Annotated in this window: 13 protein-coding genes; 10 read left to right on the top strand and 3 right to left on the bottom strand. The window is 56.4% G+C overall.

Features of this window, described 5'->3' with window-relative positions; translation table 11 throughout:
* Positions 1–100: 100 nt before the first annotated feature.
* Positions 101–379 carry a putative quinol monooxygenase gene (locus tag RWZ58_RS02350; RefSeq protein WP_005509231.1) on the bottom strand — a complete coding sequence of 93 codons (279 nt, stop codon included), beginning with the start codon at positions 377–379 and terminating at the stop codon, positions 101–103.
* 294 nt (positions 380–673) lie between these two features.
* Here RWZ58_RS02350 and RWZ58_RS02345 point away from each other — a divergent pair, with 294 nt between their 5' ends.
* Both RWZ58_RS02345 and RWZ58_RS02340 read left to right on the top strand, forming a co-directional pair.
* A complete protein-coding gene (locus RWZ58_RS02345; protein WP_314657115.1) occupies positions 674–1,870 on the top strand; it encodes an RNase H family protein in 1,197 nt (398 codons plus the stop codon).
* Between the two features lie 236 nt (positions 1,871–2,106).
* A complete protein-coding gene (locus RWZ58_RS02340; protein WP_314657113.1) occupies positions 2,107–3,207 on the top strand; it encodes an ElyC/SanA/YdcF family protein in 1,101 nt (366 codons plus the stop codon).
* A gap of 142 nt (positions 3,208–3,349) precedes the next feature.
* Here the strand turns inward: RWZ58_RS02340 and RWZ58_RS02335 are convergent, their stop codons facing one another.
* On the bottom strand, positions 3,350–3,907 hold the full coding sequence (locus tag RWZ58_RS02335) for a hypothetical protein (RefSeq protein ID WP_314657110.1): 558 nt from the start codon (positions 3,905–3,907) through the stop codon (positions 3,350–3,352).
* 60 nt (positions 3,908–3,967) lie between these two features.
* A complete protein-coding gene (cls, locus tag RWZ58_RS02330) occupies positions 3,968–5,446 on the bottom strand; it encodes a cardiolipin synthase (RefSeq protein WP_314657109.1) in 1,479 nt (492 codons plus the stop codon).
* 164 nt (positions 5,447–5,610) lie between these two features.
* On the opposite strand from cls, the gene RWZ58_RS02325 reads away from it, so the two are divergent.
* The 8 genes from RWZ58_RS02325 (at position 5,611) to RWZ58_RS02290 (ending at position 19,066) form a co-directional block, all read left to right on the top strand.
* On the top strand, positions 5,611–6,282 hold the full coding sequence (locus tag RWZ58_RS02325; RefSeq protein ID WP_294642553.1) for a TetR/AcrR family transcriptional regulator: 672 nt from the start codon (positions 5,611–5,613) through the stop codon (positions 6,280–6,282).
* Between the two features lie 123 nt (positions 6,283–6,405).
* Positions 6,406–8,133, top strand: coding sequence for an MDR family MFS transporter (locus RWZ58_RS02320; RefSeq protein WP_314657108.1), 1,728 nt, complete (start codon positions 6,406–6,408; stop codon positions 8,131–8,133).
* A 529-nt stretch (positions 8,134–8,662) separates the two neighbouring features.
* Complete coding sequence (locus RWZ58_RS02315; RefSeq protein ID WP_314657107.1) at positions 8,663–9,658, top strand: ABC transporter permease; 996 nt, start codon at positions 8,663–8,665, stop codon at positions 9,656–9,658.
* On the top strand, positions 9,655–10,632 hold the full coding sequence (locus RWZ58_RS02310; protein ID WP_314657105.1) for an ABC transporter permease: 978 nt from the start codon (positions 9,655–9,657) through the stop codon (positions 10,630–10,632). The genes RWZ58_RS02315 and RWZ58_RS02310 overlap by 4 nt, the downstream gene beginning before the upstream one ends.
* Positions 10,632–12,725, top strand: a complete 2,094-nt coding sequence (locus RWZ58_RS02305) for an ABC transporter ATP-binding protein (RefSeq protein WP_314657104.1) — start codon at positions 10,632–10,634, stop codon at positions 12,723–12,725. The genes RWZ58_RS02310 and RWZ58_RS02305 overlap by 1 nt, the downstream gene beginning before the upstream one ends.
* Before the next feature lie 430 nt (positions 12,726–13,155).
* Complete coding sequence (locus RWZ58_RS02300; RefSeq protein ID WP_303970200.1) at positions 13,156–14,856, top strand: ABC transporter family substrate-binding protein; 1,701 nt, start codon at positions 13,156–13,158, stop codon at positions 14,854–14,856.
* Positions 14,857–15,225: 369 nt separating this feature from the next.
* Positions 15,226–16,959 (top strand): ABC transporter family substrate-binding protein, encoded by a 1,734-nt coding sequence (locus RWZ58_RS02295; RefSeq protein WP_303970201.1) that lies wholly within the window; start codon positions 15,226–15,228, stop codon positions 16,957–16,959.
* A gap of 406 nt (positions 16,960–17,365) precedes the next feature.
* Positions 17,366–19,066, top strand: a complete 1,701-nt coding sequence (locus RWZ58_RS02290; RefSeq protein ID WP_303970203.1) for an ABC transporter family substrate-binding protein — start codon at positions 17,366–17,368, stop codon at positions 19,064–19,066.
* Positions 19,067–19,505: the final 439 nt, after the last annotated feature.

Raw genomic sequence — 19,505 nt, 5'->3', positions numbered from 1 at the left:
ATAGTGGCCGCGCTCGCCTCCAAGGCTGATATACGAATATACGAAGGTGCCCGGCACCCCTCAAGCAGGGGGTGCCGGGCACCTCGGTCTTTAACGTCGCTTAGCGGAAGTTGACGATGCGAACATCCAGCTCGGAGGAGAGCAGCGGCTCCCATGCGGCAACAGCCTTCTGGAAGTGCTCGGTGCCCATGTGCTTTTCGAGCAGCGCCTGGGACTCCCAGCGCTCGATGAATGCGAAGTCGGTGTCGGAGACGGCGCCAAAATCGTAGCTGACGTTGCCTTCGTCCTGGCGGCTTGCGGTCACGAGCGGTTCGATGGTCTTGAGGAATTCTTCGACGTGCTCGGGCTTGACGGATACTCCGGCGTAAACACCAATCATGGGGCTCTCCTTATCGGATGGTGCGGCGGTTGCCGCGTCGTATATGACTCTTTTACCGTACACCTTCCCCCGCGCCTGAATGAGGTATGCGCGGGGGTTTCTCGCGCTGTGTTCTCGCGCTGTGTTTTGTGCTGTGCCGGCGTGTGAGAGGAGTTGCGGTTATTCCATTCGCTGACTGTAAAAAAGGTGTTTTATATTTGCGTGTCTCTTTCTGTTCGACCTATAAAAGAATGAGGACGATACACCGCACGAATGGAAGGAGAAGCGGTATGGCACGCATGGGGGGTGACACTCATGGGATTTTCACCGGCGCACATCAAACGATGTACCCTGACCTGGGAGGCACCCGACTATAGCGCTTCGTACCCTGCCGGGTACACGGATCAGGGCGTTGCTGTGATTGCGGTGGCTCAGGAGCATCGTAAGGCACAGGGTTTTTGTTATTCTGCCTTGTCGACGGTAGTTTTTATTTCAAAGCAGGACGGCACCCGCACCGTGGTGAATGAGGAGCAGATGCTCTCTACCCACGTCCATTCCCTCATGGAGTGTTGCGATGAGGTGCATCCGCGTCTGCTGGGTCGCGCCGTGCTCTCGGCGTGGGATGTGGTTCCGGAGCAGTACCGCCAGAACCTGGTGACGATTGCTGCGGATCGTAAGAATTTGAAGCAGCTTTTCCGTGACTGTGACCAGTTGAAAGCGATCATGGAATACCGCGCCTTTGAGAAGGTGCTGGACCCGTACGATAACCATTCTTTGGGTGAAGTGCATGTGAAGCTTGCCGGTACGCCCGCGTATGAGCGGGTGCAGGCTGAGGTGTGCGCTGCACGTATCGCTGTGGATGAGATGGTGGAGGAGGCGCTGACCCCTCGACCGCTGGATCAGCTGCAGGACTATAGCGTTTTCACGGATTGTTCGTTCCGTTCGACTCACAATAAGAAGTATCAGCGTGGCGGCCGTATGGGTATTGCCGGCGTGAGTGAGGACGGCTTCTATTTTCATGCCCACTATGATGGCGTGAATATTATGACCGGTGAGCTGTCTGCAATGTTGGCGGCTTATACGGTGTTCCATAGCGGTTCGCGCCGCCTGATTATTCATACGGATTCTTTGGGTGCGCTGACGTTTGTGTTGCGTTTGGCGCATAGCCGTTGGGCTTTTGAGACCTGGGCTTCTGAGGGTATTCAGGATGAGCGTGTGGTGGCTCAGATGAGCGCTTTGACGGAGGATATCCGTGAGAAGCGTGTGCTGGTGAAGCATGTTCCGGGCCATACGGGCCACGGTTTGCAGGAGAGTAGCGATTCTGTGTCGAAGATGCATCGCCATTTTCCGGGGCAGATTGTGGATAAGCGCCACCAGAGCGAATTTAATCAGCGTTGCGAGTCGATTATTACTGCTTTGGCGGGTTGTGCGAAGGCTGTTCGTCTGCTTGCACCGGAATGGTTGCAGATTAAACCTTCTTCAATCCACACGGGAAACCGTTTATGGCGCTAAACTAGTCCAGGGTAGAAATGAACGCGCGATACATTCGCCGCATACGAGGGTATGCGATGTCGGAGGTGTCGCGTGTTTCTTTTTGCCCTTTTCGCCTTTTTGCGACTGTGCGCTTATACCTGCGCTTCTACCCAAGGCAGGTTTAGGGTGGTGGGGATAGAGGCGGGATAGAATTGTGTGAAGAATTCTGATTCTCCCGATTTTTAGCGGGCACATACTATTTTTGGGACCCTTTTATGTCTTTTCTTCCTCCTCCCGACTCGTCTCCCTTTAATCCGCTGGTGATGCTGTATGTGCTGACGGCGCTGTGCCTTCTCGGTTTTATTGGCCTCTACCTGCGGGAACGCCGTAGCGTGTTCGTGGGCTGGTTGCTGATTGCTACCGTGGGGTTGCTGGGTATGAGCCTGGGCGTGACGGCTATTGTGTCGGAGAACCAGATTTTGCTGGTGCTGGCGTTCTTCATTGATATCATTCCGGCGATTCTTTTGATTTTTACGCCTCTGGGCTTGACCGGTCTTTTCCTTTATAGCGGTGTGCGCCTTATTATTCGTGAGGGTTTTTCGCTCACTAATTCTTTGGCGTTGGCGGCCGGTGTTGCTCTTATTGTGGGACCGTTCTTTGCTCCCGGCCCGGCGGAGAACGTTCCGTTGGGCGGCGTGTGGGGCGCTATTTATTTCTATCTTTCGCTAGTGCTGACCTATTTCACCATCTACGCGGTGGGCTTTACTGTGGCGGCAGCGTTGAACCTGGTGAATTTCCGTCGGGAAGCTGACTATGTGGTGGTGCTTGGTTCGGGTCTCATTGGTGACCAGGTGACTCCGCTGCTTGCGGGTCGTATCGACCGCGGCATTGAAATTTACCGTAAGAACCCCGGCTCGAAGCTGATTATGTCTGGCGGTCAGGGGCCGGATGAAGAAATCCCCGAGGGAGTGGCGATGACTCGCTACGCTGTATCCCGCGGTATTCCCGAGGCGGACATTATTGTGGAGGACCGTGCGGCGAACACCCGCGAGAACCTGCTCTTCTCTTACGCCCTGATGCCGGAGGTTGCCGAGGGCAAAACCCCGAAAGTTGCTGTGGCAACAACCAGCTACCACCTGTTCCGCGCATTGCTGCTGGCGCGTTCGCTGGGCCTGGAATGTTGGGGCGCGGGGGCTCGTACGAAGGTGTATTTTGCGGTGAATGCTTTTATTCGCGAGTTTATCGGCTACTTGAGCATGACGCGCCGCCGCCACATCATCACCTTGAGCCTGTGCACGGTTCTCTACATTGCATCGGAGTTCTTCGTGTGGTGGATGTACTCCTTCGGTTTGGTGGGCCCGGGCGAACCGATGTAGCATCCAGCTGCGGCTCTAACGGGCTGCCCCGTTCTAATATGCGGTGCCGCTTTGGCTTGTGGCCCCGTGCATGCTGCACCGGTGCGAGGGAAATGAAAGCCCCTGAGTGTTGATTCAATCGAACTCAGGGGGAGCTTTGAGGTTATTTACCAGCGTGAGTGAACGCGTACTTCAGAATGTCAAGAGTAATAATGGCGAGGGTGAACCATACTGCGCTTCGGACAGTACGCCAGCAGATTGGTTCACCGCGGTATCGTGCAATGACGAAGTTGAGGGTAAAAATACGCCACACCACGGTTGCCAGACAGAGAATAATTGTGAGATCGAAGATGATGTCATAGTTGCCACCAGATGGCAGAAGCATGGCCACAACCAGTAATACTACGGGGTATATGGTGGTGCCAAGAATGGGGCTTGCGTTGCGTAGTGCATGCTTAACAAACTCACGAGGAGGGGTGCCGCCATGCAGCACCCGGTACTCCTGCATTTCTGAGATGACGTGGGCAACGTAGGTAGTCAGACCGGTACCCGTAATGTAGAGGATTGCGGTGCCGTCAAGGATAGCATTCGCGTCGTAGATGGTCAGCAGCGCCGCCAGCACCAAGAAATTACCGTAGGTGTACGCGGAGACTTGGTGGGCTACATCGTGCGCATCGAGTTCAACGAATTTGCGGTGTGCTTTACGGAATAGAAGGGGCAATCGATAGTCCTTTGACGAGTGCGGGGATGAAAACTCAGCCCCGAGTGTGTGAAAAATAGTTTAGAGGAGCGATGACCACAATCGGCAGAGGTTCTCAATCACCTTGATGCGGCGCGGACGCTCAGCCCACTGGGTGTACAGCAGCTCGGTGCAGACCCGCTCGTATTCGGCGCATACTTCATCGAGCATCGCGACCATGCCGCGGTCAATAACGAACGTTGACACCTCCATATTCAGCGAGAAGGAACGCGGGTCCATATTGGACGAGCCAATGAACGCGATTTCGTCGTCGACCATCATGAACTTGGAGTGCAACACGGTCGGGCTGGGGTACTGCAGAATACGCACACCCGCCTGCAGCAGCTGCTCGTAGTAGGAACGCTGCGCCATATTCGGCAGGAACTGGTCACCCTTCTCGCACACAATCACGGTGGTTTCAATACCGGAGTATGCGGCGTTCGTCAGTGCCTGCAGCAGGGTCTCTTCGGGCACGAAGTAGGGCGAGCAGATGGTGATACGCTGCTCGGCATTGTAGATCAAGTAGTTGATGAGGCGCAGGTTGTTTTCCGTCTCGAAACCGGGGCCGGAGGGAACAACCTGGGCGCGCATCCCATCCTTGTAGTAGGGGATGGCGGTGTCAATTTCTGCCAGGATCAGCTGGTTCGTTTCGGAGTACCAGTCGGAGACGAAAACGGCGTTGAGCTCTTCAACGATGGGGCCGGTGCAGGAGAAGGTCAGGTCCTTCCACTCCAGGCCCTTCTTGATGTTTTCGGGCATGTCGTAGGAGCGGTGAATAGCGTTCTGCGAACCGGAGAACGCGACGCGGCCGTCCACGACAAGGATCTTGCGGTGGTTACGCAGGTCGGGGCGCTGCCACTTGAGCTTCCACGGTTTGAGCGGCAGCATGAGGCGCCACTGCATACCCGAGTCGTTGAGCATTTTCACGAGCTTCTTGTAGGACGGGTATTTGCGGGAGCCGATGTGGTCGATGAGTACGCGTACCTGTACACCGCGTTTGTGGGCGGCGAAGAGGGCGTCCCAGAGGACTGCGCTCGCTTCGTCGTAGGCGGTGATGTAGAACTCGAAGTGTACGTATTTGGTGGCGCGGTCGACTTCTTCCGCCATGGCGACCATCGCCTCGTGGTTGTCGGTGTGGAGGGTGAACTGGTTGCCGCCGACGAGGGGGAGCGAGCCGAGTGTGTAGTTGAGCTGGCTGGCTACCTTAGCGGGGTCGGAAAGGTCGTCGGTGCGGGCGAGGAAGGGCTTGTTCTCGGTGGCTTCGCGGATCATGTCGTTCATGGCGTGTTGGCGTGCGCGGCGGTAGGCGGGCAGGCGCGAGGAGCCGAAGACGAGGAATGCGAAGAATCCGGCGTAGGGGATGAAGAAGATAGCCATGAGCCAACCGAGGGCGACCACGGGCTTGCGATTGTAGGGCAGCCAGAAGAGAGCGATAAGTCGAATGAGGATATCGGCGATGCCGAGCGCGAGGCGCAGCCAGTCGGGCAGGAAGTCGAGGTAGGTGGGGGCAAACAAATTCACCTGTCTATTATGCCGGTATTTTGTGTGGGGCTTGGGGGAGTGGGTTTGCGGCGTCGGATGCTGGTATTCCGTTGGGATGCTCTGCCGTTTAGCTGGTTTTGCTGTGAGCCTTAACGCTAAAAATGCACTTGAGCATTGTGTGCAGTGATGAAATAATTGCAGTTATGCAGAAAAAGGAACAGAGCCTTCGAGAACGCCGCCGCGAACAAACCTGGACGGCAATCCACGAAGCAGCCCTCAAACGCGTCCGCGAACACGGGATGCGCGGAACCACCGTTGAAGAAATCGCCCAGGAGGCAGGCGTCTCCCCGCGCACCTTCTTCAACTACTTCCCCTCCAAAGAGGACGCCGTCCTGGGTCTGCGCGAACCGGTGGTCAGCGAGGAAATCCTCGAAACGGACCGAGCCCACGAGGACGACAACACGATCATTCGTGTGACCCACCTTCTGTGGCAGGTCATTTTCCAGAGCTTCCACTACGCCAAGGGCAAGGACCCCCGAGCTCCCTATCAAGAGTTCCCCGAGTCCGCGAAACGAATGAAAATGCACTACATGAAGTGCGAGCAGGTACTGACCGAGTACCTCAACACCATCGACTGGGTGGCTTTTGATGCGGCCGGTCGCCGCGGCCCCTTCCCGCGCCGCACTCCGGCTGACCCGCTGACCGATCACTTCCGGGAGCGTTCCCGCGCGAAGGTGCAGCTGGCATCGGCGGTACTTCGCCAACTGGAATTCGCCCGCAACTTGGAAAACGAAGAGGAAGTCGCCCGCTCTATCCGTCAGACGGTGAAGACCTTCCAGTTCCTGCTTTTTGAGCAGAATAGGCCCGCAATCTAGCGGCGATTCACAGCCGTGGGATATACCCGGCTATACACGGCTACAGAAACCCGCTGGAACCAGACCAAAGAACCTGGCGGGCACTCGCAACAGACACATATTGAACGTAACTAAGGATTATCGATGAGTACAGAGGAAAAGAAGCTACCTCAGCCGCCAGTCGGCGAGGCTAAGCAGGAAAGTAAAAACCGCATCCGCGCCATGTTCCTAGGCCTGGTCATTGTGATGCTTATGTCCTCGCTGAACCAGACCATTCTGGCGCCGTCGCTGCCCACGATTGTGGGTGAGCTTCACGGCGTGGAGCACATGAGCTGGGTGATTACCATTTTCATCCTGCTTTCGACGATTACGATGCCGGTCTACGGCAAGCTATCGGACCAGTTCGGACGCAAGCCCTTCCTGATTTTTGCGATTGTCGCCTTCATGGCGGGTTCGATTGTCGGCGCGCTCGCGCAGAACATGAACTGGCTGATTTTCGCTCGTGCCCTGCAGGGTCTGGGCGGTGGCGGTCTGATGATTCTGTCGCAGGCTGTGATTGCTGATGTTATTCCTCCCCGCGACCGCGGCCGCTACATGGGTATTATCGGTGGCGTTTTTGCGTTCTCCTCGGTGGCTGGTCCGCTGATTGGTGGCTGGATTACTGAGGGCCCGGGTTGGCGTTGGGCGTTCTGGCTGAACCTGCCGCTGGCTATCCTGTCGATTCTTGCGGTGATTTTCTTGCTCCCGCACCGCCCGTTCCGTGACCGTGAGAAGCACAGCATCGACTACCTCGGTTCGCTGATTCTGATGGCGGGCACAAGTGCGCTGGTGCTTGCCACGATTTGGGGCGGTAACCAGTACGAGTGGACGTCGCCGCAGATTATTGGTCTGCTGGTCTTCTCGGTGGTCGCTGCGCTGGTGTTTATCCCGGTGGAGAACCGTGCGGCTGAGCCGGTCATGCCCATGTACCTGTTCAAGAACCGTAACTTCCTGCTGACCCTGGGTGCTTCGCTGGCACTGGGTGTGGCGATGTTCGGTGCTGTGGAGTACATCCCGACCTACCTGCAGATGGCGCTGGGTGTGAGCGCTACGGTTGCTGGTCTGCTGATGATTCCGATGATGGGCGTCATGCTGGTGGTGTCGATTGTGACGGGCCGCGTGGTGTCGAAGAGCGGTCGCTATAAGCGTTACGTGACGAGCGGTACCGCGATTGTGGCGCTGGGCCTGTTCCTGCTGTCGACCGTGAACGTTGATACCCCGACCTGGCTGTTCTGTACTTACCTTGCGGTGATGGGCGCCGGTCTGGGCATGTCCATGCAGTTCCTAACCCTGATTGTTCAGAATGCGTTCCCGGTGAGCGTGGTGGGTACCGCGACGGCGTCGAATAACTTCTTCCGTCAGGTGGGTGCTACCGTGGGTGCCTCGCTGGTGGGTGGCCTGTTCACCTCGCGTCTGACCTCGCTGATTTCTGAGCGTATGCCGCAGCAGGCGTTGCAGTCTTCGGGTAGCCACGCGTCGTCGTCTCTGACTCCTGAGCTGGTGGCGTCTTTGCCGGAGCCGGTGCACGGCATCATCGTGAATGCGTATAACGATGCGTTGATTCCGCTGTTCCTGTACCTGGTTCCGCTGGGTCTGGTGTCTACGCTGCTTCTGTTCTTCATTCGTGAGGATGCGCTGGCGACGACCCTGGAGACTGAGCCGGCTGTTGATATTGCCCGCGCGGCGACCGGCGCGATCCCGGTGATTACTCCGGAGATGGCGGCGAAGGACGCGCAGGCGCTGAAGAGCATGCAGGGTTCTGCCCGCACTCGTATTGATGAGTCGTTGAGCCCGGAGGCTTCGCCTGATTCGGCACCTAACGCTAAGAGCTAAGTTCTTTGAGGTAGAAGACGTGGAGGCGTTGTCCTCCTATATAACCCTATATAAGCGGCGCCCCGGTGCGAGTCGTGTGCTCGTGCCGGGGCGCCGTTTTTGGCTGTGTTGCCTTAAATAGCGCGTTTAAGAGGTGTGCCTTAGTCTCTGCTTTAGGGTCTTGAACTGTTGGCTTAGTCTTCTAAGTGGTGGGTTTACGTGGTGTTTTGCCTTGTTAAAACGCTTATCGAAAAGGTTATTACGTCCCTATCTGGGTTTAATTGTTTCGGATGTAAAATTTTCGTAAAAATTGTTAATCCGCCCCTTTTCCCCGGTATTCCGGGGCATTTTTTTATTCAGCACTTTTTTAGCTTGCGTACAGGCTGTTCTAAGGGGTGAAAGTCCCCAATGTGGGTTTGGTGGAAGTGTTGCAGGCTATATAAGATAAAGTAACTATGCTCCTAGTGACAGTCATCACGAAGCAGTGCACTGGGACAGCATGACACACATGCCTTAACACCGACATCTACACAAGGAGGGGAACCGTCCCATGTTTAGGTACATCCTCCAGCGATCGCTGACGTACCTCGTCATGGTCTTTATTACGACCACGATGGGTTACTTTGCCGCGGTTACTGCTCTGAAGCCTGCTCTGCTGGAGCAGGAAAAGGTTCCGAAGCCTAGCCCCGAGCAGGTGAACCGTAACTTCGCGTCCCTGGGCCTCGACCCCGAAATGAACCCCTGGGATCGCTACGTTCAGTGGCTGACCAATGTGGTCACCAAGTTCGATTGGGGCCGTAGCCCCAACGGCGCATACATCAACCAGGAATTTGGCCAGCGCGTGTGGGTCTCCACCCGACTGCTGCTGGTGGCTACCATCCTCTCGATTGTGATTGGTATTGCCCTGGGTGTGTACTCGGCTGCTCGCCAGTACAAGTTCTCTGACCGTGTTATCACCGGTTACTCCTACCTGGTCTACATCATTCCTGCTCCTGTTGCGTACTTCGTGGTGCAGCAGGGCGCGACCACTATCAACAACATCGCCGTTGCTAATGGTGGAGAGAAGATTTTCTATGTGACCGGTATTTCAACTCCGGGCCTGACGGGTTTCTGGGAAGTCACCATCGATATGGCGGCGCACTACATCGTGCCGACCTTCTGTATGACCATCTTTGGTTGGGCTGGCTACCAGATTGCACAGCGTCAGTACCTGCTCGATAACGTGAACGCCGACTTCGTGCGTACCGCTCGTGCTAAGGGTCTGACCCGCAACCAGGCGATTACTCGCCACGCACTGCGCGTCTCCTTCATCCCCGTGGCACAGTCCATTGCGTACCAGATTCCGCTGATTTTTGCGGGTGCATTCTTCGCCGAGACCGTCTTTGCATGGCCCGGTATCGGTAAGTGGTCGATTGACTCCATTTCCTCGCAGGACGTGAACGCTGCGACCGTGACCCTCGCGTACGGTTCTGCACTGTTCGCTGTCGGTGCGATCATCGCTGATATCGCTACCACCATCGTCGACCCCCGAGTGAGGATCTCATGAGCCAGGTAACTGCAACTTCCTCCGTACCGGTGGTACAGGAGAACGGTGACTTCAAGGTCATCAACAAGAGCGTTATTATTCTGCGCCGCTTCCTGCGTAACAAGGCTGCAGTCTTCGGCCTGTCCGTGTTCATCGGCATGGGTCTGTTCGGCCTGTTCGGTAAGTACCTGACCAAGTACAAGCCCAACGACATTGACTACATGGCGTTGGGTGAAGGCCCCTCGGCTGACCACTGGTTCGGTACCACCATCGCGGGTAACGACGTGTTCGCCATGATGGTTGAGGCCGTCTGGACCTCTCTCGAAATTGGTGTGATCGTTGGTTTCGTCACCGTGCTCATCTCCGCAGTCTACGGCTGTGTGATGGCGTACTTCGGTGGCTGGATCGACAAGATCATGCTGTTCATCCTCGAGACCCTGATCATGGTTCCCTCGCTGCTGATTCTGGCTATTCTGATCAACGGTCAGGTTGGTAAGCAGATTCAGAAGAGCGTCCCCACCTGGATTCTGCTCTCCGCTGTGCTGATTACCTTCGGCTGGATGGGTAGCGCCCGTGTTATCCGTGCAATGGCACAGTCCCTCATCAACCGTGACTTCGTGAAGGCTGCACGCTACATGGGTGTGCACCCCTTCAAGATTGTGATGCGCCACCTGGTTCCGAACATCGGCTCCCTGCTGGTTCTGAACTTCACCAGCGGCATCATGAACGCTGTGCTCTCTGAGGTTGCTTACTCCTTCATCGGCATCGGTATTAAGTACCCCAACTACTCGCTGGGTTCGCTGATTTCGGATGCTTCGCAGCAGATTAACACTCTGCCGCACATGTTCTGGTTCCCGGTTCTGTTCTTCTTCCTGCTGGTTGGTCCGCTGGCCCTCATGAACGACGGTCTGCGTGACGCATTCGACCCGACTTCGATGTCGGTCGGTAAGATCAAGAAGTCCAAGAAGAACGAGAAGAAGGAGGCGAAGAACTAATGAGTACCTCTCCCGTTCTGAGCGTTAAGGACCTCAACGTCCGCTTCAATACTGAGAATGGCGTCGTGCACGCTGTTCGCGGTGTGAACTTTGACCTGCACCCCGGTAAGACCCTGGGTATTGTGGGTGAGTCCGGTTCCGGTAAGTCCGTTGCCTCCATGGCGATTATGGGCCTGCACCCGACCACCGCTGACATCACCGGCTCGATTAAGTACAACGGTACTGAGCTGCTGGGTCTGAGCGATAAGGAAATGTGCGCCTACCGCGGCAAGCACATCTCTATGGTCTTCCAGGATCCGCTGTCCTCCCTGACCCCCGTGTACACCATTGGTGATCAGATTGCCGAGGTGCTCAAGGTCCACAACAAGGGCATGAGCAAGCAGGCTATCAAGGACCGCTCCATCGAGCTGATGCGCATGGTGGGTATCCCTTCGCCGGCTGACCGCCTGCGTTCCTTCCCGCATGAGTTCTCCGGTGGTATGCGTCAGCGCATCATGATTGCTATGGCGATTGCGAATGACCCCCGCGTGCTCATCGCTGATGAGCCCACCACCGCATTGGATGTGACCATTCAGGCGCAGGTGCTGGAGGTTATGCAGAAGGCTCAGGAAGAGACCGGCGCAGCGACCATCATGATTACCCACGACCTGGGTGTTGTGGCTGGCATGGCTGACGACATTCTGGTGATGTACGCCGGTAAGCCGGTGGAGATTGCGAAGGCAGAGGACCTGTACAAGCATCCCTCCCACCCGTACACCATCGGTCTGCTGGGTGCGGTCCCGCGTGTGGACCGTTCCGAGAAGGTCTCCCTGGTTCCGATTGAGGGTACCCCTCCGAACCTGATTAACCCGGTGACCGCGTGCTCCTTCCGCCCGCGTTGCCCCATCGCTAAGAGCGGTGGCCAGTGCTGCCAGGACTCCAACGGCGAGCCCGATCTGCAGCTGCTGGAAGGCGTCGGCGAGGGTCACTACTCCTCCTGCACCATCTCTCAGGATCTGGTCGGCAAGACCGCTGACGAGCTGTACCCGGTTCCGGAACCCCCGGTATCGAAGTACGACGGTATTCCGCGTGAGGAGCGTGCCCCCGTCCTGGAGGTCCGCAACGTCAAGAAGCACTTCCCGCTCATGAAGGGTGCGCTGATTAAGCGCCGCGTGGGCACTGTGAAGGCTGTGAACGGCCTGTCCTTCGACATTCGCGAAGGCGAGTGCTTCTCCATCGTGGGTGAGTCCGGTTGTGGTAAGACCACCACGCTGCTGGAAATCATGGAGTTCAACAAGAACACCGACGGTGAGATTCTGATTAACGGAACCTCCACCAAGGACGGCAAGTCCGCAGGTGAGATTCTTGAGCTGCGTAAGAACCAGCAGATGGTGTTCCAGGACCCCACCGGTGCTCTGGATCCGCGCTTCACCGTTTACGAGGTGCTTGCTGAGCCCCTGGAAAACCAGGGCATGAACAAGGCAGACATCAAGAAGCGCGTCATCGAACTGATGCACATTGTGGGTCTGCAGCCTGACCATGTGAACCGCTTCCCGAACCAGTTCTCTGGCGGTCAGCGTCAGCGTATCGGTATTGCTCGTGCGCTGGCTGTGAACCCCAAGCTGGTGGTTCTGGATGAGCCGGTGTCCGCACTGGACGTGTCCGTGCAGGCTGGCGTGATTAACCTGCTGGAGGAGCTGCGTGCAAACCTGGGCCTGAGCTACCTGATGGTTGCTCACGACCTCGCGGTGATTCGCCACGCATCCGACCGCGTTGCAGTGATGTACCTGGGTCGTATTGTTGAGATTGGTGACGTCGACCAGGTGTTCGACAACCCGATTCACCCGTACACCCGTGCACTGCTCTCGGCAATTCCGGTTCCGGATCCCGAGGTTGAGGCAAACCGCCACCGCATTATGCTTGAGGGCGACCTGCCCACTCCGGTGAACGCGCCTAAGGGCTGTGGCTTCTCGAGCCGCTGCCCGGTCTTCAAGCTCCTGCCTGAGGACAAGAAGCGTCGTTGCCTGGAGGAGATGCCGGAACTGACCCACGTTGAGGGTGAGGATCACGGTTATGCTTGCTACTTCCCGGAGGCTGAGGCCGCTACGGTGTAGCTCTAGAGTCGGCTGAATAAGTCGCATGTGTGCCGAGGGGCGAATATTCGTTGAATATTCGCCCCTCGGGTTTTTTATGCCCGGTATCGGCGGGCTTGTACGTTGTTCGAGATTGTCACCTAGTGAGACAGCGTGAGCCTCAGAATGTGGCGCTAGGCACTGAAATGCTCCAGGAAACATGCAAAACTGCACTGACTAGGTATAACCTTTCTCACCATTCAAGATATGAATATTTATGGGCGGGCTTTCCTGCGGGCTGTAAGCCATAATTAAGCCATGGGCGCGCCGCTAGGGGCGTACCCGAAGGAACACATTCATAGACCGGCACTAATTCATCACTCACCGCACCCTTTGGGCGGCGCATGAGCAGGGAATCCTTGACGCTTTCCTGCAGGATTATTGAGGGTCAAACGTATAAGAGGACACTCTCATGGAGAAGAATTTCATCCTGAACCGTCGTACCGTTCTCGGTGGCGCTGCAGCACTGGGTACCGTGGGCGTACTGGCTGCGTGCGGCTCGTCCAAGGACTCCAAGGCAACCACCCAGGGTGCAACCGTGGGCACCGATGCCAAGGAGCTTTATGACCTTGGTGAGGCAGCTGTATCTGAGCTGAAGGATGGCGGCACTCTGCGCCTGGCTATTCCCGGTATTGGTCCGGACTTCAACCTTTTCAGCGCGGACGGCAACTCCCTGTACACCCAGACTGCTATGAGCCCCGTGGCTTACGCAGGCCTGTGGCAGGGTGACCCCATGGGTAAGCGCACTCTGGCTCCCGATTTTGCGAAGAGCTTCGATGTCGCCGAAGAAAACGGTCTGCCCGTTGTCTCCATTGAGCTGAACCCCCAGGCTAAGTTCAACGACGGTACCCCCATTGACTACAAGGCTCTGCAGGCTACCTGGGAGGTCCTCAAGAGCACCGATGGCGGCTACAAGATTGGTACCAGCGGCATCTACAGCAGCATTGCTTCCGTGGAGCGCGACGGTGATGACTTCAAGGTGAAGGTAACTTTCTCCGCACCTTACTACCCGCTGGACACCCTCTTCGCTGGCATTATGCACCCGGCTCTGCTGGACAAGGAACTCTTCAACACTGGTTTCGTTGACAAGCCGCACCCCGAGTACTGGGTTGGCCCCTTCACCATTGCTGAAGGTGGCTGGAACTCCACCGAGAAGACCCTGACCCTGACCCGCAATGAGAAGTGGTGGGGCGAGAAGCCCGTTCTGGAGCGTATTGTCTTCCGCCAGATGGATACCGCTGCTGAGCGCGCGGCATTCAAGAACGATGAGCTTGACGCGATTGGCGCTACCACCGCTTCTGCATACAAGGAACTCAAGGAAGTTGCTAACACTGAGATTCGTCGCGGTGCTCGCCTCTTCGCCGGCGGTCTGACCATGAACCCCGCCCGTATGCAGGATGTTGCTCTGCGTCGCGCTGTGGTTGTTGGTCTGAACCGTGAGGCTCTCGCTAAGGTTCGTTTCCAGGGTCTGGACTACGAAGAGAAGCTCCCCAACTCGGTTATTCACATGCCCTTCACCGAGTACTACCAGGACGACTACCCGACCCCGAACAACGATGCTGCTGCAGCATCCAAGATTCTGGAAGAGGCAGGCTACACCAAGAACGGCGAGTTCTACGAGAAGGACGGCAAGCAGGCTAGCTTCAAGTTCTCCATCTTCGGTGAGGACCCCACCGCCAAGGCTGTCGGTCAGACTCTGGTTCAGCAGCTGAAGTCCGTCGGTATTAATGCTGAGCTCGACTCCCGTGCTGTGAGCGAGTTCAACAAGACCATGGCATCCAAGGATTACGACGCAACCTCCTCCGGTTTCGCTCCGAACTCCCCGGATGCTACCGAGGCTACCGAGCAGTTCTACATGCGCCGTAAGCCTGAGGAAGCTGGTTCCGACGAGATCAATGAGATGATCGCAAAGATGAAGCTCATTGCTGACGACAAGGAACGCAACCAGGCTTGCAACGAGATTGAGAAGAAGCACCTTGCTGAGTTTGCAGTGCTGATTCCGCTCATCAACGGCCCCGAGTACAAGTTCGTGAAGAAGGGCCTGCGCAACTACGGCGTGTCCCTCTTCCAGGGCACCGGCATTCACTGGGAGAAGGTTGGTTGGGCTAAGTAAGTCCTCATCCCTTAGCCTACTAGGTGATTAGCCTCGAGCTATTGAAAGTGTCCACCCGGATCATCCGGGTGGACACTTTTTGCGTTTCTGGAGGGATTGCTTGGGGTGCTTCTGTATGCCGATGCAGCTGAACTAGAGTATAGCTATCCGGTGTAAAACCGAAAAATTCTTGTAAATACCGGGTATTCATAGTATGAATATTCAAAAAACACGATAAATATTAAGAAATATTGTGAAAATGCTTGGTTTTTACTCCTGGGGCGCGCTACAGTAGAGTCATACAAAGTTATGCAGTGTCATGCATAAATAATCATCACTTCGGGAATATGGGGTATACCCGCCCGCTCACAACAGAAGGAAACCACTCCCATGACCACCAAGACCGCATACACTGCGAGCAGCCACGAAGCGACCAAGAACAGCTTCAGCCGCCGCGCGCTCATTGGCGGCTCCGCGGCTCTGGGAGCTGTAGGCCTGCTCAGCGCCTGCGGTAACGGCAGCGCAAGCTCCGAAAAGACCAAGGCAGCTGGCTCCGGCGCCAACATTGAAGACCTATACAACATCAACGCTCAGGACGTAAACAGCCTCAAGAAGGGTGGCACCCTGCGCCTGCCCGCCGGTGCCATCGGCCCGAACTTCAACTTCCACACCCAGAGCGGTAACACCACCGATAACGTCAACGTTATGAGCACCATCAGCCAGGCGGGCCTGTGGAACCTCGACTTTGACGGTACCTACAAGCTGAACACCGACTTCGCTGTCTCCTTCGAGCACAGCAAGAAGGACGACAAGATTCAGGTTGCGATTAAGCTCAATCCCAAGGCTGTCTTCACTGATGGAACTCCCATCACCTACAAGGCGCTCCAGTCCACTTGGAACGTCTTCAAGAGCCTGGATAACGGTTACAACATTGTTGCCCCCGGTATCTACGAATTCGTTGAATCCGTCGAAAAGGGTGAAGATGACTACAGTGCGACCGTCACCTTCTCTAAGCCCTACTACCCGCTGCAGAGTCTCTTCTCCGTGATTCTGCACCCCGCGCTGGAGGATGTTGAGCTCTTCAATAACGGCTTTGTGGATGCGCCCCACCCCGAGTACTGGGCGGGCCCCTTCACTCTGGCAGACAAGGGTTGGGATTCCACCGCGAAGACCTTCAGCGTCGTGCCCAACGAGAAGTGGTGGGGCACCAAGCCCCTGCTGGACAAGATCGTCTTTACTCAGATGGAGTCCAGCGCTTCGCGTGCAGCCTTCAAGAACGACGAGATTGACGCTATCGGCGCGAACACCTCCTCCATTTACGCCGAGGTGAAGAATGTGGCAGGTACCGAACTGCGTAAGGGTACCCGCCTCTACGCCGGTGGTCTGGATATTAACCCCCGCCGCGTGAAGGATGCCGCCCTGCGTAAGGCAATCTTTGCCGGCACCAACCGTGAGTCGCTTGCGAAGATTCAGTTCCAGGGCCTGCCCTACGAGGAAACCATCCCCGGTTCGATGATTCACATGCCCTTCTCGCCCTACTACCAGGACTCCTACCCGACCCCGAATAATAGTGTTTCGGAGGCGCAGAAGATTCTGGAAGCTGCCGGCTACACCAAGAGCGGCGACTACTACGAGAAGGACGGCACGAAGGCCGGCTGTGCCGTGGTGGTTTTCGGCGATGATCCGACCACCAAGGGTAAGGCTCAGACCTTCACTCAGCAGATGAAGGACGTCGGTATCGAGATCCGCATCGACCAGCACGCTGATAGCGAGTTCGCCACCGTTCTGGGTAACTGGGACTACGATATTTCCTTCAGTGGCTACTCGGTCTCTAGCCCGGATGCTACCGAAGGTACCAAGCAGTTCTATTACTCCGAGAACAACGAGGGTATCGGTAGCAAGGAAATTGACGACCTGATCGACGCCATGACCCTCATGGAAGACGATAAGGAACGTAACCTCGCCTGCAACGAGATTGAGAAGAAGCACATGACCGAGTTTGCTTTCCTGGGTACCATTACGAACGGTCCTGACTTCGTGATGGTCAAGAAGACCCTGGCTAACTACGGTCCGAGCCTCTACAAGACTACGGACTGGACTGCTGTGGGTTGGATGAACTCCTAATCGGTTCTGCCCTATGAGCGGGTCGAATGTGTATGCGCACATTCGGCCCGCTTTGTTGTGCCCGTTGGTTATTTCTGGAGGCGGGGGAGAGGCTCCTGTGTGGAGGCGTAGGGCTCAGGTAGTGTGCTCTGGCGGTGTGGGTATATGCTCGGGCGTAATAATTAAGAAAAATTTATCGTGTTGTGCACCTGCACAGTTGTATGTGGTGTACACTACTAAAAATATTAAATGTGGCTTAGAACATAGCTTTAGGTCACATTATTTTGCATGGCTTGACCTGCCCGCCCATCACCGCAGATAGCAGGCGCTCCTGCAGACGGACACCCCGCCTCCAGAGCATGCGAGCCACCCACTCTACACTGCAAACACTGCATTAGCGCAGTCCACACCCCACAAGGAGCCCATCATGAGCCCCCAGCCCCTCCCCTCCCTCTCCGGATTCAACCCCATCATGAGCCGCCGCGTACTGTTCGGCGGCGCAACCGCCGTCGCTGCAGCCGGCGTACTGAGCGCATGTGGCTCCTCGTCCTCCAAGACCGAGCACAAGGCAAGCGAAACCCCGTTCTATGAAATCAACGAGCAGGATGCCTCGAAGCTCAAGCAGGGCGGTACCCTGAACCTGAGCACTTACTCCCTTGGTCCGGACTTCAACCGCTTCTCCCAGAACGGCTCGAGCACCTCCGTCTCCGAAACTATGGGCGTTATCGCCGGTGCCGGCATCTGGCGCAGCACCTTCAAGGGCGAAGATGAGCTCGACCCCAACTACTGCCTCGGATTCGAAGCTAAGGAAGTAGACGGCAAGATCACCGCAGAGGTTCGCCTGAACCCCAAGGCAGTCTTCAACGACGGCACCCCCATCGACATTGACGCCCTCAAGGCAACCTGGCAGATCCAGCGTGACCCCGACGGTGAATACAAGATTGCCGCAGCAGGTATCTACGAGTTCATCGAAAGCGTCGAAGCAATCGATGGCGACCGCTACCACGCACGCGTTGTCCTCAAGACCGCACACAACCCCGTCAAGGGTCTGCTCTTCGGCGGAATCCTGCACCCGGCAATGCTCGACGTAAACCTCTTCAACGAAGGCTTCGTGGACAACCCCCACCCCGAGCTCGGTTGCGGCCCCTTCACCCTGGCACCCAACGGCTGGAACTCCTCCGAGAAGACCTTCACCGCTGTCCCCAACGACAAGTGGTGGGGTGAGAAGCCCAAGCTGGACCGCATTGTCGTGCGTGAGATGGCAGATGCCGCAGCACGCGCCGCGTACAAGAACGGCGAGCTGGACGTCGTCGAGTCACGTACCCTCAGCGCCTACAACGAGATGAAGGACGTTGCGAACTCTGAAATCCGCCGCGGTCGCCGCCTCTTCGCCGGCGGCATGAACCTGAACGCAGAGCACATCACCGATGTTGCTGTGCGTAAGGCAATCTTCCTGGGTATCGACCGCGGTGCTCTGGCAAAGATTCGCTTCCAGGGTCTGCCCTACGAAGAAGAAGTTCCCGGCTCGATGCTTCTGTTGGGTTCCTCTCAGTACTACCGCGACAACTACCCGGCACGTAACCCGGAGGAAGCACGCAAGGTCCTGGAGAAGGCAGGCTACACCAAGTCCGGCGACTTCTACGCGAAGGACGGCAAGACCATCACCCTGAAGCTGACCACCTTTGGTGATGATGCCACCACCAAGGGCCAGGCACAGACTTTCATTCAGAGCATGAAGGAAGTCGGCATTAACTTCGAGCTCGATTCGCGTGCACAGTCCGAATTCTCGAAGGTTGTTGGTAACCGCGAGTACGACGTGAGCATTTCGGGCTTTGGCGTGAGCTCCGAGCCGACCAGTGCTGCCGAGTACTTCTACCACTCCAAGAACTGGAACGGCGTCGGCACCCCCGAAATCGACGCTATGGTCGACGAGATGGTCACCATCCTCGATGACGCTAAGCGCGCCGAGAAGTGCAACGAAATTGAGAAGAAGCACATGAACGAGGTTTGCCTCTTCATCCCCTTCCTCAACGGTCCGGACTTCAAGGCATGCCGCCCGAAGCTCGCTAACTACGGTGCATTCCTCTTCAAGACCACCGACTGGTCTACCGTCGGCTGGATGGCATAAGCCGCAGTTTTAAGCTCCCCGTCCCCATACGTTTTCGCAGTGTCGTATAGGGGTGGGGAGCTTTTTCTTTTGAGTCCTATTTGCCCTTGGGAGTGCTGAAATGGCGGTTTTAGCTCGTAATGATTCTCAAGGAAGTGCCGTCGACGCGTTCGCATGCTGATCGAACACAATATTTTATTTTTAGTTTTTATGCATGTGATCCCTGTAATGACGCGGGCTGAAGATACCGTATGCACCATTTTTATACGCCGTACGGTTTGTGTGGAGGTTGGAATGTGGTCTGCGCCGCTTCTTTTGGGGGTATACTGTGTTTCAATCACAAACAATGTGGGGGCTCTCACAAGGGTGATCGGCAGAGGCTTCGTCGCCACTGCACACAAGGCGCACAACATCGTGTGCCACATGAAGTACACCCGAGCCCTCCGGCACGAGGAGAACA

Source organism: uncultured Rothia sp. (assembly GCF_963544205.1).
Classification (GTDB): Bacteria; Actinomycetota; Actinomycetes; order Actinomycetales; family Micrococcaceae; genus Rothia.
Note: the sequence above shows the minus strand (reverse complement) of the source record. Positions and strands in the feature narration are given on the sequence as shown.

Excerpts from the sequence above, each read along its gene's own strand:
- RWZ58_RS02305 (WP_314657104.1), top strand. The coding sequence starts at position 10,632 with ATGAGTACCTCTCCCGTTCTGAGCGTTAAGGACCTCAACGTCCGCTTC.
- RWZ58_RS02320 (WP_314657108.1), top strand. The coding sequence starts at position 6,406 with ATGAGTACAGAGGAAAAGAAGCTACCTCAGCCGCCAGTCGGCGAGGCT.
- RWZ58_RS02350 (WP_005509231.1), bottom strand. The coding sequence starts at position 379 with ATGATTGGTGTTTACGCCGGAGTATCCGTCAAGCCCGAGCACGTCGAA.
- RWZ58_RS02315 (WP_314657107.1), top strand. The coding sequence starts at position 8,663 with ATGTTTAGGTACATCCTCCAGCGATCGCTGACGTACCTCGTCATGGTC.
- RWZ58_RS02300 (WP_303970200.1), top strand. The coding sequence starts at position 13,156 with ATGGAGAAGAATTTCATCCTGAACCGTCGTACCGTTCTCGGTGGCGCT.
- RWZ58_RS02340 (WP_314657113.1), top strand. The coding sequence starts at position 2,107 with ATGTCTTTTCTTCCTCCTCCCGACTCGTCTCCCTTTAATCCGCTGGTG.
- RWZ58_RS02325 (WP_294642553.1), top strand. The coding sequence starts at position 5,611 with ATGCAGAAAAAGGAACAGAGCCTTCGAGAACGCCGCCGCGAACAAACC.
- RWZ58_RS02290 (WP_303970203.1), top strand. The coding sequence starts at position 17,366 with ATGAGCCCCCAGCCCCTCCCCTCCCTCTCCGGATTCAACCCCATCATG.
- RWZ58_RS02345 (WP_314657115.1), top strand. The coding sequence starts at position 674 with ATGGGATTTTCACCGGCGCACATCAAACGATGTACCCTGACCTGGGAG.
- RWZ58_RS02295 (WP_303970201.1), top strand. The coding sequence starts at position 15,226 with ATGACCACCAAGACCGCATACACTGCGAGCAGCCACGAAGCGACCAAG.
- RWZ58_RS02310 (WP_314657105.1), top strand. The coding sequence starts at position 9,655 with ATGAGCCAGGTAACTGCAACTTCCTCCGTACCGGTGGTACAGGAGAAC.